Raw genomic sequence first — 14441 nt, 5'->3', positions numbered from 1 at the left:
CCGGGATGCCAGAGATCATGCTGAAACCTGTTCTGCCGCAGCAGATGACCGGCGGCGCCGCTATCGTCGAAGCGCTGATCGCCAATGGGGTCGATACCGTCTTCGGCCTGCCCGGCGCCCAGATGTACGCGTTCTTCGACGCGCTGCAGCAGCGCTCCGACGCGATCAGGACGTTCGGCGCGCGGCATGAGCAGGCCTGCGCCTATATGGCCTTCGGCTATGCCCGCTCGACCGGGCGGCCGGGCGTCTACTCGGTGGTGCCGGGGCCGGGCATGCTCAACACCACTGCGGCGCTCTCGACCGCGCTCGGCTGCAACGCGCCTGTGCTCTGCATCACCGGCCAGGTGCCTACCGCTTTCATCGGCCGCGGCAGGGGCCATTTGCATGAGCTGCCGGACCAACTCGCGACGCTGCGCACCGTGACCAAATGGGCTGAGCGGATCGAGCGGGTCGAGGACACCGGCGCGATCCTCGCCGAGGCCTTCCGGCAGATGATGAGCGGGCGGCCCGGGCCGGTCGCGGTCGAGATGGCCTGGGATGTGATGGCCGGGTTGGGGAGGACGCCCGAAAGCTTCTCCGCGGCGACACAGGAGGCTGCTCCGGTCGCGGAGGAGGCTGCGATCGAGGCTGCGGCGCGGGCGCTGCTTTCGGCCCGCTCGCCATTGATCATGCTGGGCACCGGCGCGCAGGATGCCGGCGCCGAGATCGCCGCGCTGGCCGAGGCGGTCGGCGCGCCGGTCGCGGCCTTCCGCGGCGGGCGTGGTGCGGTGCCGGAGGATCACCCCTTCAGCCTGTCCTCCTATGCCGCAGCAAAGCGCTGGGCCACGACCGATCTCCTGCTCGGCATCGGCTCTCGCCTGGAAGCGCCTTATATGCGCTGGGCCAATCCGATGAGCTATGTGCAGGAGCCTGCCGGCGCGCGTCAGCTCATCCGTATCGACATCGATCCAGCCGAGATGGAGCGACTGGTGCCGACGATCGGCATCGTCGCCGACGCGAAGCCGGCTGTCTCGACACTGCTCGCGGCCGTGCGCCGTCTCGGGAGTTCAGCGCTACCGGAACGGACAGCCGAGCTGCAGCAACTGCGCGCCTCGGCTAGGGCTGAGACCGAGCAGGTCCAGCCGCAGCTCTCCTATCTCGATGCGATCCGCGAGGTCCTGCCGCGCGACGGCTTCTTCGTCGGCGAGCTCTGCCAGGTCGGCTTCACCTCCTATTTCGGCTTCCCGGTCTACGAGCCGCGCACCTATGTCAGCGAGGGCTATCAGGGCACGCTCGGCTTCGGCTTCCCGACGGCGCTCGGCGTCAAGGTCGCCCACCCCGATCGCGCCGTGGTCTCGGTTACCGGCGATGGTGGCTTCATGTTCGCGGTGCAGGAACTGGCGACGGCCGTGCAGGAGAAGATCGGGCTCGTCACCATCCTGTTCAACAACAACGCCTATGGAAACGTGCTGCGCGACCAGACCAACAATTTTGGCGGTCGCCAGATCGGCTCGGCACTGGTCAATCCCGACTTCGTTCGGCTGGCGGAGAGCTTCGGCGTCAGGGCGCATAGCGTGACATCACCGGCGGCGCTGCGTCCGGCGCTGTCCGAGGCGATCGCCTCGAACGCGCCGACGCTGATCGTCGTCGAGGTCGAGCGCGGCTCGGAGGCCTCGCCCTGGCCGTTCATCCATCCGCGCTTCGACTGATCGGCGGGCCCTAGACCAGGTCGAGCGCGGGCGGAAGGACCTTGCCGGGGTTCATGATGTTGTCGGGGTCGAGGCTTGCTTTAAGCGTGCGCATCACCTCGACGGCGGCGTCGCCATGCTCCTTTCGCAGGAACTTCGCCTTGCCATAGCCGACGCCGTGCTCGCCGGTGCAGGTGCCGCCGAGTTCGATGGCGCGGTTGACCAGGAGCCCGTTCAGCCGCTCGGCCTCGCGGATCTCGTCGGGCGAATCCATCCTGATCAGGAAGCCCATGTGGAAATTGCCGTCCCCGACATGGCCGAGCGCCGTCACCGGGAAGGGCGCGTCCTTGGCGTGCTCCCTGATTTCGGTGATGCAGGTGGCGAGCTGCGAGATCGGCACGCAGGTATCTGTGCCCCAGCTGCTGGCGCCGGGACGCAAGGCGAGCAGCGCGTAGTGCAGGTTGTGCCGGGCCTGCCAGAGTTTGCTGCGTTCCTCGGCGCTGGCGGCAAAGCGCCAGCCTTCGCCCCCATGGCCTTCGGCGAGCGCCTCGACCATCTGCGCCTGCGAGACCACTGCCGCGTCCGTGCCGTGGAATTCGAGGAAGAGTGCGACCGTCTCGGGATAGCTCAGATTGTTGTGGCGGTTGATCGCGCGCATGCAGGTCTCGTCGAGCAATTCGACGCGGGCGACCTGGATGCCGCACTGGATCGTCTCGATGGCGCAATTGACGGCGCTGGCGATGTCCGGGAAGGAGCAGACCGCGACCGAACTCGCCTCGGGGATGCCGTAGAGCTTCAGCGTGATCTCCGTGATGACGCAGAGCGTGCCTTCCGAGCCGACGAAGAGACGGGTCAGGTCGTAGCCGGCCGAGGATTTGCGTGCCCGGCCGCCGGTCTTCACGATCGAGCCGTCGGCGAGCACCACCGTGAGCGCCAGGACATTGTCCTTCATCGTGCCGTAGCGCACGGCGTTGGTGCCGGAGGCGCGCGTCGCGGCCATGCCGCCGAGCGTGGCGTCGGCACCGGGATCGACCGGGAAGAACAGGCCGGTGTCGCGCAAGTGCTCGTTGAGCTGCTTGCGGGTGACGCCGGCCTCGACCGTGCAGTCGAGGTCCTCGGCGTTGACTTCGGTGATCGCGGTCATGCGCGAAAGGTCGATGCAGACGCCGCCGTGCAGCGCAACGACATGGCCTTCGAGCGAGGTGCCGGCGCCGAACGGAATGACCGGCACCTTCGCCTGATGGCAGAGCCTGACGATCCTGCTGACCTCCTCGGTGGTCTGCGGATAGCAGACGACGTCCGGCGCCTTGGCCGGATGATAGGATTCGCCATGGCCGTGATGCTCGCGCTCGCTGTCCGAGGTCGAGCAGCGCGGGCCGAGAAGCTCGCGCAGGGAGGCGGTCAGGCCGTCGAGGGCGGGATGCCGGGCGGTGCCCGGCGTGGTGGCGGCAATGGTCATGCAGCTCTTCATATCCGATGGAGGCGGCGTCAACCTTCCTTGTCCCGAGGGCGTCCGCCATGGCGGACGCAGCATGGCTGTCCTGCGCCGGAAACGGAAGAGACGCTTTATGCCGTGCCGCGCTCAGTCGAGATGCAGTCCGTAGACCGCGGTGAGCGCGCTGCGCAGATCGTTCCAGTCTGCAGCGGCCAGATGCGGCACGGCGCTGGTGTCGCGGCCGCTGGCCTTCAGGCCGCAAGAGGTCGAGATGTGGATGATCGGTCCTTCGGGTACCACGTTCTCATCGGCCCAAACGCGCAGAGCCGCGAGCCCCGCGGCCGAGGCTGGCTCGCTCCACAGCCCGTCCCGCGTCAACGCAGCTTGTGCAGCTGAGATCTCGGCGTCGCCGACAGGGATCGCATAGCCCCGGGACCGGCGCAGGGCGGCGAGCCCGCGATAGCCGGCGCGCGCCGAGCCGATGCCGTGAGCGATCGTGGTGGAGGGCTCGCGTGTTGCCGGTGCGACATCGCTCCAGAGCCGTCCCAGCGCGTTGCCGCCTTCGGGCTCGGCGGCGATCAGCATCGGCTCGCTGGTGGTAAGACCGAGCGCCTTCAGCTCGGCGAAGCCCTTGCCGATGCCGAACAGCAATTCGCCGTAGCTGGTCGGCACGGAGACGGCGGCGGGCACCCGGCCGAGCTCGAGGAAGAGTTCATAGGCGATTGTCTTGTAGCCCTCGGGGCCGAACGGGTGGCCGGTATGGGTCGGCGCCGTGTTGCCGATCAGATACCAGCCTGGCTGGCGCGACAGGAGATCGAGCAGCGGCCAGCGGGCGGCGCGCGGCATGGCGACCACGGCGGCGCCATAGGCGCGCATCTGCCGTGCATGAGGCAGCGAAACCGCGTCGTCGCAGAGCACGATGCATTTCAGCCCGGCGCGGGCGGAATAGGCGGCGGCCGAGGCGCCATGGTTGCCGGATGAGGAGATGACCGTGCCGATCGCGCCGGCGGCCGCAGCGGCACTGACGGTGCACAGGCTCAGCCGGTCCTTATGGCTCCAGCTCGGATTGGCGCTCTCGTCCTTGACGAGGAGCTCGGGCAGGCCGGCCCAGGCGGCGGCCTGGCGTGCCGGAACCAATGGTGTCCCGCCCTCGCCGCAGGACAGGCCGGGCAGGAGAGGTGGCAGCAGCGGCGCCCAGCGTTCGAGGCCACTGCCGAGGTGCGACGCGAACAGGCCCTCGCGAAGACGCTCGTAGGCGTAGCCGACCTCGTAGGGATAGTGGAACGGCTCGTCGCCTGCCTCGTCGACATGGGCGACGAACGGGGCAATCTGCGGATAGAGCGGGCGCCGATCGCCATCGAACATCGAGATCAGGGCGTCGGCCAGAGATGGCGAGGTGGTGACCCAGGACGGCAGAGCCGCCTCCGGGCCACGATCGGCAAAGCAGTCCATATTCACTTCAGCGCAACGGCAAGGCGTAGATCTGGCCGCCGCGCGTCCAGAGATCGTTCTGGCCGCGATCGAGGCCGATGCGCGAGCCCTTGCCGAGATTGCGCTCGAAGATCTCGCCATAGTTGCCGACCGCGGTGATCATCCGCGCCACCCAGCGCTCGTCGAGTCCGAGCGCCTTGCCGAGGCCGGGCTCGCTGCCGAGCAGGCGCTTGACGGCGGGCGGGCCTTTCGCGGCGAGCTCGGCGGCATTGGCGGAGGTGACACCCATCTCCTCGGCTTCCATCAATGCGAAGATCGCCCAGCGGACGACGTCGTAGAACTGCTCGTCGCCCTTGCGGATCGCCAGCGCAGTCGGCTCCTTCGACAGGCGCTCCGGCAGCAGGATGTAGTCGTCGGGCCGTTCGGCCTTGAGCCGCATGCCGATCAGCGGGGTCGAGTCGTTGCTGTAGGCGTCGCAGCGGCCCGAGAAGAAGGCATCCTCGACCGCATCGAGCGTCGCGACCGTCACCGGCGAGAACGTCATGCCGTGCGTGCGGAAATATTCGGAGAGGTTGAGCTCGGAGGTGCTGCCCTGCTGCACGCAGATGGTCGCGCCACTGAGCTGCCTGGCGCTGGAAACGTTCAGCTTGCGCGCGACGATGATCGCCTGTCCGTCATAGAACCAGATGGGCGCGAAGCGCAGGCCGAGCTGGGCCTCGCGGGTCAGGGTCACTGTCGCGGTGCGCGAGAGGACGTCGATCTCGCCGCTCTGCAAGGCGGTGAAGCGCGTGACCGTGGTCGTCGGCACGAAATCGACCTTGGTCGCATCGCCAAGCACCGCGGCCGCGATGGCGCGGCAGAGATCGGCATAGATGCCGGTCCACTTGCCCTCCCGGTCCGGCATGGTGATGCCGGGCGTGCCTTCGGAGGTGCCGCATTTGAGGATGCCGCGCTGTTTCAGGACATCGAGATGCGGCCCGGCGACGGCCGATGGCAGAGAGAACAGCAGCAGGCCGGCTGCGAGCGCCGTTGTCTTGAGCAATTCCGTGATCATTCGCCCCTCCATTCTTGTCTGCTTGGGGCGAGGCTAGGCAGGGCGACGCTATGCGTCCAATATCGAAGTCCGGCCATTTGATAACAAGAGCTGATAGGCATGCAGCACCGCCAGCTCGAAGCCTTCGCCGCCGTCATGACCAGCGGCAGCGCGTCGCGCGCAGCCGAGCTGCTCGGCGTGAGCCAGCCGGCGATCAGCCGCTGCATTGCCGAACTCGAGCGCGACCTCGGTTTCAGCCTGTTCGATCGGATTCGTAGCCGCATGGTTCCGACCTTCGAGGGGCGGATGTTCTTCCGCGAGGTCGACAGTCACTTCCTGGCGATGGCCAAACTGGAGGCCGCCGCCGCCCGCATCCGGGAGTTCGGAGCCGGCGAGCTCAAGGTCGCAAGCCTGCATTCGCTCGGAGGCCGGCTGGTGCCGAAGGCCCTGGCATCGTTCCAGAAGGCGTTCCCGCGCATCAATGTGACCCTGCAGGTGCAATCCTCCAGCCAGGTCCGGGATCTCGTCGCGTCCGGGCAGTTCGATGTCGGGCTGTGCTCGGAGGAGATTGATCTCAACGGCGTCGAGCACCAGCATTTCGCCGATTACCGGATGGTCGCCGTGCTGCCGCGCGCTCATCCTCTCGCAAGCCGGGCCGTGATCCGGCCCGAGGATCTGCACGACCAGCCCTTTCTGCAGCTCGACTTCGACGAGCGCCTGTCGCGCGATCTCGCCGCTGCGTTTGCGGCTGTGGAGGCAAAGCCGCGTGTGGCCGTGGATGTGGAGTATTCCGCCACCGTCTGCGCGCTGGCCTCGGAAGGGGCGGGGGTCGGCCTCGTCAATCCCGCTGCGATCGCCGGGCTTGACCGCTCCGGGTTCAGGGTGCTGCGCTTCGAGCCCGCGCTTTATTTCCGCAAGCATCTCGTCTTCCCGCCGGGGCGGCCGCGGCCGCAACTCGTCCGCGATTTCCTGGCGGTGCTGACGGAGGTGCGAAACCGGTTCGCGCTCGAAGCGGAGACCGCCTGAGCCGGCGGCTCACTGCTCCCGTTCGGCCACCCCGAGCAGGTACTGGCCATAGCCGCTCTTCGACAGCGCCTGGCCGAGCGCGCGCAGTTGCTCGCGGTCGATCCAGCCGTTTTCGAAGGCGATCTCTTCCGGGCAGGCGATGCGGAAGCCCTGGCGGCGCTCCAGCGTGCGCACGAACTCCGAGGCCTCGACGAGGGAATCCGGTGTGCCGGTGTCGAGCCAGGCATAGCCGCGACCGAGCCGCTCGACGCTGAGCGCGCCGCGTTCGAGATAGGCGAGGTTGACGTCGGTGATCTCGAGCTCGCCGCGGGCCGAGGGCTTCAGCTTGCGGGCGATCTCGACCACCTCGGCGTCATAGAAATAGAGGCCGGTCACCGCCCAGTGCGAGCGCGGGACCTTGGGCTTCTCCTCGATCGAGAGCGCCTTGCCGGCGGCGTCGAAGGAGACGACGCCATAGCGCTCGGGGTCGCTGACGCGATAGGCGAAGACGGTGGCGCCGCTGGTCCGGGCCGCGGCGCGGTGGAGCACATCGGTGAGGCCGTCGCCGTAATAGAGATTGTCGCCGAGGATCAGGGCGGAGGGGCCGCCGGCGACGAAATCGGCGCCAATATGATAGGCCTGCGCCAGGCCCTCCGGCCTGGGCTGCACCGCATAGGAGAGCTTGAGGCCCCAGCGCTCGCCATTGCCGAACAGCGCCTCGAAGCGCGGGGCGTCCTCCGGCGTCGAGATGATCAGGATCTCGTTGATGCCGGCGAGCATCAGCGTCGAGAGCGGGTAATAGATCATCGGCTTGTCGTAGATCGGCAGAAGCTGCTTCGACGTCACCATGGTCATCGGGTGAAGCCGGGTGCCGCTGCCGCCGGCGAGGATGATCCCCTTCATCGATAGCTCCTTCAGCTTCAGGGTTGCGCGAGCAGCGTGGCGACGCAGGCTTGGACCGAGTCCTGCCATGGCGGCAGGTGCAGGCCGTGCCGTTCGGCTAGCAGGCTGCAGTCGAGCCGCGAATTGGTTGGCCGCCGGGCAGGGGTGGGGTAGTCCAAAGTCGCGATGCGCCTGACGGTCGCGCTCGGTCCGCCGAGTGCTGCCGAGGCGGCGAAGACGGTCTCAGCGAGATCGGCCCAGCTTGCCTCGCCGGTGCCGGCGGCATGGAAGATGCCGCGCAGCGAGGCATCGCCGGGGCGGGCGACCAGCGCCTTCGCGACCGCGATGATGGCGTCAGCGAGGTCGAGCGCGCTGGTTGGCGAGCCCAGCTGGTCGGAGACGACACCGACCTCGTCCCTGCTCTCAGCGAGGCGCAGCATGGTCTTCACGAAGTTCGCGCCATAGGGGCTGTAGACCCAGGCGGTGCGCAGGATGGCGTGGTTACGCGTCGCGGCCGCGACTGCGTCCTCGCCGGCCAGTTTGGAGAGGCCATAGGCGCCGAGCGGGGCGGTCGGATCGTCTTCGCGCCAGGGCCGCGAGGCCATGCCGTCGAAGACATAGTCGGTGGAGATCTGGATCAGCGGCACGCCCAAGGCGGCAGCCGCTGCGGCCACAGCACCGGCTCCAGCGCCGTTGATCCGCATGGCGAGCTCCGGTTCGGTCTCGGCCTTGTCGACGGCAGTGTAGGCGGCGGCGTTGACGACGCAGTCGGGCCTTGCCGCCGCGAGAGCCTGCTGAACGCTTTCCGGCTGCGCCAGATCGAACTCAGGCCGGCCGACCGGGATGACCGTGACGCCGGCCGCCCCGGCGCGGGCGAGGAGGGATTGGACGACCTGCCCGGTCCGTCCGGTCACGGCTATGCGCATCGGGCCTTCGCCATCGGAAGCATGGCGGTCGGTCTAGAGCATGCGTCCGGTGGGCTCAACCCGCGGCCTCGAAGCGGCGGGCCTCCTCGCAGAGCCAGGCGACCAGCGTGTCGAGGGCCGGGCTGTGCTCGCTCTGCGAATTGACGGTCAGCCAGCAGCCGGTCGCGCTGTCGAAGTCGAGGCCGAGCGGATTGACCAGCGCGCCGGAGGCCAGTTCCTCGGCGACATAGCAGCGAGGGGCGAGCGCGACGCCGAGCCCGGCGACGGCGGCGCGGATGATCACGGAATAATAGCCGTAACGCACGGTATGGGCCGGCACCGCGCCACGCAGGCCATGCGCCTCGGTGAACTCGGCCCAGAAGGCCGGCATCTGGAAATGCTGCAGCAGCGTCATCTTCTGGATGTCGGCGGCACGGGCAAAGCCGCCCAGGCGTTCGAGCGCTGCGGGTGCTGCAACCAGCGCGACCCGGCGGCCGAAGAGATAATGCGACTCGCGATCCTGCCAGGGGCCGAAGCCGTGGACGATCTCGAGGTCGGCCTCCTCGATCTCCTTCTCGCTGACGAAATTGGTGAACTGGACGTCGATCTCGGGATGGGCCTGGGCGAAGTCCGGGAAGCGCTCCATCAGCCAGCGCTCGCCGGCGATGGCGATCATGTGCAGGCGGATCGGCCGGCCGATCGCGGCGCGCTCGGCGAGGCGGCGGGCGCCGCGCTCCATCTGCTCGATCGCAGCTTCAGCATAGGGACGGTAGATCGTGCCGGCCTCGGTCGGTTTCAGCCCGGCCGGGCTGCGCTCGAACAGGACAGTACCGAGATGCTCCTCCAGCGCCTGGATCTGCTTGGAGACGGCGCTCTGGGTCAGGTGCACCTCGCCGGCCGCCTTCGCCGTCGAGCCGAGGCGGGCGACGGCAAGGAAGACCCGAAGCGCCGTGGTCGACGGCGGGAGGTTGCGACCGGCCAAATAGATATTCCTTCAGCGACTACCCTGGAGGAGATCGTTTCGTTTGCCGGTTGCGCGGTCAAGGGGGCAGTGTTTTGCGTAAGGGGAGAAGCATCATGAACCAGACCACGCGTCTCTGGGGCGGCCGTTTCCGCAAGCCGCCGGACCCGCGCATGATGAAGCTGTCGAGCGCGGCCGGCGCCCATGCCCGGCTGGCGCCGCAGGACATTGCTGGCGGCAAGGCGCACGCGGCCGAGCTCGAACGTGCCGGATTGCTCAGCCAGGATGAGTTCCGGACCATCGTCGCGGCGCTGGAGGTGATTGCCGCCGACCTCGCGGCCGGGACGCTTGCACCGGACGAGAGCGACGAGGACGTCCATACTTTCATCGAGCGCGTGCTGATCGCGCGGATCGGCGCTACTGGTGCCAAGCTCAGGGCCGGGCGTTCGCGCAACGACCAGGCCGCCAACAACCTCAAGCTCTATCTGCGTGCCGAGGCGCGGACGATCGGCGCGATGCTGGCCGAATTGCTCGATGCGATCGCCGGCCAGGCCGAGCGGCACGCAGGCTCGGTCTGCCCCGGATTCACCCATCTGCAGAGCGCCCAGCCGGTCACCTTCGGCCATTGGCTGATGGCGCATGGCCAGGCGCTGTCGCGCGATGCCAGCCGCCTTCAGGACTGGGAGAAGCGCTCCTCGCTCTCGCCGCTGGGCGCTGCGGCGCTGGCCGGCTCGGCGATCGCGCTGACGCCGGAACTCAGCGCCAAGGCGCTCGGCTATGACGGCCCCTGCGAGAACTCGGTCGACGCGGTCGGCGCACGCGATCATGTCGCGGAGTTCCTATTCGTTGCCGCGATGCTGGCGACGAACCTGTCGCGACTGGCGGAGGAGGTGACGCTCTGGACCTCGCGCCAGTTCGGCTGGGTCGTGCTCGACGACGCCTTCGCGACGGGCTCCTCGATCATGCCGCAGAAGAAGAATCCGGATATCGCCGAGATCTCGCGCGGCCGGGCGGCGCGCCTGACCGGCGATCTCGTCGCCATGCTGGGCGCGCTGAAGGGCTTGCCGCTCGCCTATAACCGCGACCTCGCCGAGGACAAGCGCGCCGCCTTCGACGCGGTCGACGTGCTCGGCGAAGTGCTGCCGGCCTTTGCCGGGCTGGTCGCGACGATGGAGGCACGCATCGACGTGATGCGGGCGCAGGCCGGTGCCGGCTTTGCGCTCGCGACCGAAGTCGCCGATCATCTCGCCCGCAAGGGCGTGCCTTTCGCCGAGGCGCATGAGATCAGCGGCGCGCTGGTGCGCTATTGCGAGGAGATGGGCCGCGAGCTCGAAGGGCTGGAGCCGGTGGAATTGCGCGCGATCGATCCGCGTCTCGACGAGAGCGCGCTCAAGGTGCTGACGCTCGATGCGGCGGTGGCGGCACGCAGCGGCCATGGCGGGACGGCTCCGGCCAGGGTCGCCGAACAGATCGGCCGCTTCCGCGACTGGCTCGCCGGCTTCTCGCAATGGACGAGGGAGGGCGCGGCATGAGTGACGCAAGCCGGACCATGCCGGATCGCGGCCTCGCCGAGATCGCCGGCCTGACCATCGTGCCCAAGCGCTTCTATGGGCGCTGGATCGCCGCCGCGGCGATCCTGTTCGTGCTCGCCTGGATCGTGAAGGCGTTCGCGCAGGGGCAGATCGCCTGGCCGGTGGTGGCGCAGTTCTTCACCGCGCCGGCCATTCTGGCCGGCCTCGTCAACACGCTGATCATGACCGCTTGCGCGATGGGGCTCGGCATCGTGCTCGGCGTGGTCTTCGCGATCATGTACATGTCGCCGAACCCGGTGCTGCGCGGCGTCGCATTGTTCTACATCTGGTTCTTCCGGGGCACGCCGCTGCTGCTGCAATTGCTGCTTTGGTTCAATCTGGCGCTGGTCTTCCCGACGATCGGCATCCCCGGCGTGATCGAGTGGCGCACCATCGACGTGATCGGGCCGTTCATGGCGACACTCCTGGGTCTCGGCATGAACCAAGGCGCCTATACCGCCGAGGTGGTCCGCTCCGGCATCCTCTCGGTCGATCTCGGGCAGACCGAGGCCGCCAAGGCGATCGGCATGACAAGGTTGACGACTTTGCGTCGGATCGTGCTGCCGCAGGCGATGCGGGTGATCATCCCGCCGGTCGGCAACGAGGTGATCAGCATGGTCAAGCTGACCTCGGTCGCCAGCGTGATCCAGTTTTCCGAGATCCTGCGCAATGCGCAGAATGTCTATTACGCCAATGCCCGCGTCATCGAATTGCTGATCGTCGCGGCCGGCTGGTACCTGCTCGTCGTCACTCTCCTGCAGATCGGCCAGTTCTTCCTCGAACGCGCCTTCTCGAAGGGCAGGGGCGAGCGCCGCGCCAAGCCTCAAATCGCCGAGGAGGCCGCCGCGTGACCGCTTTGTCCCCGATCGTCGTCGCTGCCAGCGTCACCAAGCAGTTCGGCCCGTTGAAGGCGCTGAACAAGGTTTCGCTGTCGGTCCTGCCGGGCGCGGTGCAATGCATCATCGGTCCGTCCGGCTCGGGCAAGTCGACCCTGCTGCGCTGCATCAACCAGCTCGAGAAGATCGACGCCGGCGCGATCACCGTCGCCGGCGAGCTCATCGGCTATCGCCGCGTCGGCAATGAGCTGCACGAGCTCAGCGATGTCGAGATCGCGCGCCAGCGGCTGAAGACCGGCATGGTCTTCCAGCGCTTCAACCTGTTCAACCACATGACGGTGCTGCAGAACATCATCGAGGGCCCGCTCACGGTGCTGAAGCGGCCGCGGCGCGAGATCATCGCCGAGGGCATGGCCCTCCTCGAGCGTGTCGGCCTCGCCGAGAAGCGCGATTCCTATCCGATCGAGCTCTCCGGCGGCCAGCAGCAGCGCATCGCGATCGCCCGCGCACTGGCGATGAAGCCGCAGCTGATGCTGTTCGACGAGCCGACCTCGGCGCTCGATCCCGAGCTCGTCGGCGAGGTGCTGAACGTGATGCGCGACCTTGCCGCCTCCGGCATGACCATGATCGTCGTCACCCATGAGCTCGGCTTCGCCCGCGAGGTCGCGAGCGACGTCGTCTTCATGGACAAGGGCGAGATCGTCGAGCAGGGGCCGCCGCAGCAGGTGCTGGTCGCGCCGCAGCAAACCCGGACCCGCGACTTCATCGCCGCCGTCCTCAAATGACTCAAGACCGAGCCGATCCAAGCAAAGACAAGAGGGAGATCACCATGCTTCGCCTTTCGCTCGCCGCCGCGCTGCTCGCCGGCACCGCGCTCGCCGCCCAGGCCCAGGCCCTGCCGGACCGGATCAAGACCGCCGGCAAGATCGTCATCGCGACCCAGCCGAACTATGCGCCGATCGTCTACAAGGACCCGGTGACCAACACGATGGCGGGCTTCGACTACGAGCTCGGCGAGGCGATCGCCAAGGAGCTCGGTGTCAAGGCCGAATGGCAGGACACCGCCTTCGCCCAGATGCTGCCCTCGCTGACCACCGGCCGCGTCGACATGGTGATGGCCGGGATGAGCGACCTGCCGGCGCGGCGCGAGACGGTGGATTTCGTCGACTACATGGTCTCGGGCGCGCAGTTCTATACGGTCACCGCCTTCGCCTCGACGATCAAGTCGGTCGAGGATCTCTGCGGCAAGAGCGTCGGCGCCAGCCGCTCGACCAACTGGCCGAAGCAGATCGGCGAGTGGAGCGATGCCAACTGCGTCGCCAAGGGCAAGCCGGCGATCACCGTGGTCGGCACCGAAGGTTCGGTCGACGCCCGCACCCAGCTCAAGACACAGCGCCTGCAGGGCGGCGTCCAGGGCAGCGAGACGATGACCCACTTCCAGAAGCTCGAGCCGAACACCTATATCCCGCTGGGCGAGCCCTTCACCCGCTCGCTCACCGGCATCCCGTTCCCGAAGACGGCCGAGGGCGGTCAATTGCGCGACGCGGTCAAGGGCGCGCTGGAGCGGCTGCAGGCGAACGGCACCTATGACGCGCTGGTCGCCAAGTACGTCCAGCCGAGCAACGTGCTGAAGCCGATCTCGGTCAACAAGGGCGAGTGATCGCTTGACCCTGCCGGCCTCGGCGGCTTCGCTGCCGTCGATGCCGGCGGCCTCCTCGCCGGAATGCCAGCGAGGATAACGTGCTGACCTTCCGCCAGATCGAGGTGTTCAAGGCGGTGATGGCGGCCGGCAGCCTCGCCGGCGCCGCCCGCGAGTTGCGCATCGCGCAGCCGACGGTGACGCGGATGATCCTGCGCATGGAGGATCAGCTCGGCGCCAGGCTGTTCAACCGGGTTCGTGGTCGGCTGACGCCGACGCAGGAGGCCTCGCGCTTCCTCGCCGAGATCGACCGCGCCTTCGAGCAGATGCGCTCCGCCGTGGAGCGGGCGGCGCAGGCGGCGCTGCCGGAACGCGCTGTGTTCCGCTGCGGCGCCTCGCCCAGCATCGGTCGCGGGCTCGTTCCCGCCGCGCTGGCGCGGCTGCTCGGACGCATGCCGACGGTCTCGCTGCAGCTCGACATCCTGACCGTCAGCCAGGTGCTGCCCTATCTACTCGACGGCTCGGCCGATGCTGCGGTGACGCTGTTTCCGGTCATGCATCACGAGGTGGTCAGCACGCAGGTCGGCAGCGGCCGGCCTATGCTGCTGATGCCGGCAAGCATGGACGATGTGCCCGCTGGCGAAGCAAACCTTGCCAGCCTCGCCGATCGCGCCTGGATTGTCTTCCAGCCGCGCTCCGTCCACGGCGACATGGCGGCCGGCATTCTGTCGGATCACGGGTTGCGGCCCGCCCGGACGCATATGGTGCGCTTCGCCGAAACGGCGGTCGCGCTGGTCGAAGCGGGAATCGGCGTCTGCATCGTCGACGAGTTCACGGTGCGTGCCGCCGACATGTCGCGTTTGCGCTGCCTGCCGGTGCCGACGAGCAGGCGATACGAGGCCTATCTGCACCGCCCACTCGCAGCGGGTGGCGAGGTGACAGAGCATTTCGAGAATTGCCTGAAGGATGAGCTGCAAGCCGGCTCTATGCCTTAAGGCTATAGCCTTGGCATACAACGTCGCTTGAATCGGCCAGCCGGCTCCGTTTGAGTGCGCGCAGAAAAATCCAGGGAGGGT

13 protein-coding genes are annotated in these 14441 nt (G+C 67.9%); 7 read left to right on the top strand and 6 right to left on the bottom strand.

Annotated features, from left to right (window positions below):
* The first annotated feature begins 17 nt into the window (after positions 1-17).
* Positions 18-1688, top strand: a complete 1671-nt coding sequence (locus tag QO058_RS07750) for a thiamine pyrophosphate-dependent enzyme (protein WP_284171456.1) — start codon at positions 18-20, stop codon at positions 1686-1688.
* A gap of 10 nt (positions 1689-1698) precedes the next feature.
* Here QO058_RS07750 and QO058_RS07745 read toward each other — a convergent pair whose 3' ends face one another.
* The 3 genes from QO058_RS07745 to QO058_RS07735 form a co-directional block, all read right to left on the bottom strand.
* A complete protein-coding gene (locus QO058_RS07745) occupies positions 1699-3126 on the bottom strand; it encodes an FAD-binding oxidoreductase (protein ID WP_284171455.1) in 1428 nt (475 codons plus the stop codon).
* A 123-nt stretch (positions 3127-3249) separates the two neighbouring features.
* Positions 3250-4554 (bottom strand): threonine synthase, encoded by a 1305-nt coding sequence (locus tag QO058_RS07740; protein ID WP_284171454.1) that lies wholly within the window; start codon positions 4552-4554, stop codon positions 3250-3252.
* Positions 4555-4561: 7 nt separating this feature from the next.
* Positions 4562-5587, bottom strand: coding sequence for an amino acid ABC transporter substrate-binding protein (locus QO058_RS07735; RefSeq protein ID WP_284171453.1), 1026 nt, complete (start codon positions 5585-5587; stop codon positions 4562-4564).
* A gap of 99 nt (positions 5588-5686) precedes the next feature.
* Here QO058_RS07735 and QO058_RS07730 point away from each other — a divergent pair, with 99 nt between their 5' ends.
* The gene (locus QO058_RS07730; protein ID WP_284171452.1) at positions 5687-6592 is read left to right on the top strand and encodes a LysR family transcriptional regulator; all 906 of its coding nucleotides are present in this window, start codon (positions 5687-5689) and stop codon (positions 6590-6592) included.
* A gap of 9 nt (positions 6593-6601) precedes the next feature.
* Here the strand turns inward: QO058_RS07730 and rfbA are convergent, their stop codons facing one another.
* From rfbA to QO058_RS07715, 3 genes are read right to left on the bottom strand one after another with little or no spacing between them, the layout of a single operon-like run.
* The gene (rfbA, locus tag QO058_RS07725) at positions 6602-7474 is read right to left on the bottom strand and encodes a glucose-1-phosphate thymidylyltransferase RfbA (protein WP_284171451.1); all 873 of its coding nucleotides are present in this window, start codon (positions 7472-7474) and stop codon (positions 6602-6604) included.
* A gap of 17 nt (positions 7475-7491) precedes the next feature.
* Positions 7492-8379 carry a dTDP-4-dehydrorhamnose reductase gene (gene rfbD / locus QO058_RS07720; protein ID WP_284171450.1) on the bottom strand — a complete coding sequence of 296 codons (888 nt, stop codon included), beginning with the start codon at positions 8377-8379 and terminating at the stop codon, positions 7492-7494.
* A 55-nt stretch (positions 8380-8434) separates the two neighbouring features.
* Complete coding sequence (locus QO058_RS07715; RefSeq protein WP_284171449.1) at positions 8435-9340, bottom strand: LysR family transcriptional regulator; 906 nt, start codon at positions 9338-9340, stop codon at positions 8435-8437.
* A gap of 95 nt (positions 9341-9435) precedes the next feature.
* On the opposite strand from QO058_RS07715, the gene argH reads away from it, so the two are divergent.
* From argH to QO058_RS07690, 5 genes are all read left to right on the top strand, one after another.
* Complete coding sequence (gene argH, locus QO058_RS07710; RefSeq protein ID WP_284171448.1) at positions 9436-10851, top strand: argininosuccinate lyase; 1416 nt, start codon at positions 9436-9438, stop codon at positions 10849-10851.
* A complete protein-coding gene (locus QO058_RS07705; RefSeq protein WP_284171447.1) occupies positions 10848-11741 on the top strand; it encodes an amino acid ABC transporter permease in 894 nt (297 codons plus the stop codon). The genes argH and QO058_RS07705 overlap by 4 nt, the downstream gene beginning before the upstream one ends.
* Before the next feature lie 5 nt (positions 11742-11746).
* Entirely contained in the window at positions 11747-12511 is a 765-nt protein-coding gene (locus QO058_RS07700) for an amino acid ABC transporter ATP-binding protein (RefSeq protein WP_284172838.1), read from the top strand.
* Positions 12512-12555: 44 nt separating this feature from the next.
* Positions 12556-13386, top strand: coding sequence for an ABC transporter substrate-binding protein (locus QO058_RS07695; protein ID WP_284171446.1), 831 nt, complete (start codon positions 12556-12558; stop codon positions 13384-13386).
* Between the two features lie 80 nt (positions 13387-13466).
* Positions 13467-14360 carry a LysR family transcriptional regulator gene (locus QO058_RS07690; protein WP_284171445.1) on the top strand — a complete coding sequence of 298 codons (894 nt, stop codon included), beginning with the start codon at positions 13467-13469 and terminating at the stop codon, positions 14358-14360.
* Positions 14361-14441 lie beyond the last annotated feature (81 nt).

This window comes from Bosea vestrisii (genome assembly GCF_030144325.1).
Lineage (GTDB): Bacteria > Pseudomonadota > Alphaproteobacteria > Rhizobiales > Beijerinckiaceae > Allobosea > Allobosea vestrisii_A.
Note: the sequence above shows the minus strand (reverse complement) of the source record. Positions and strands in the feature narration are given on the sequence as shown.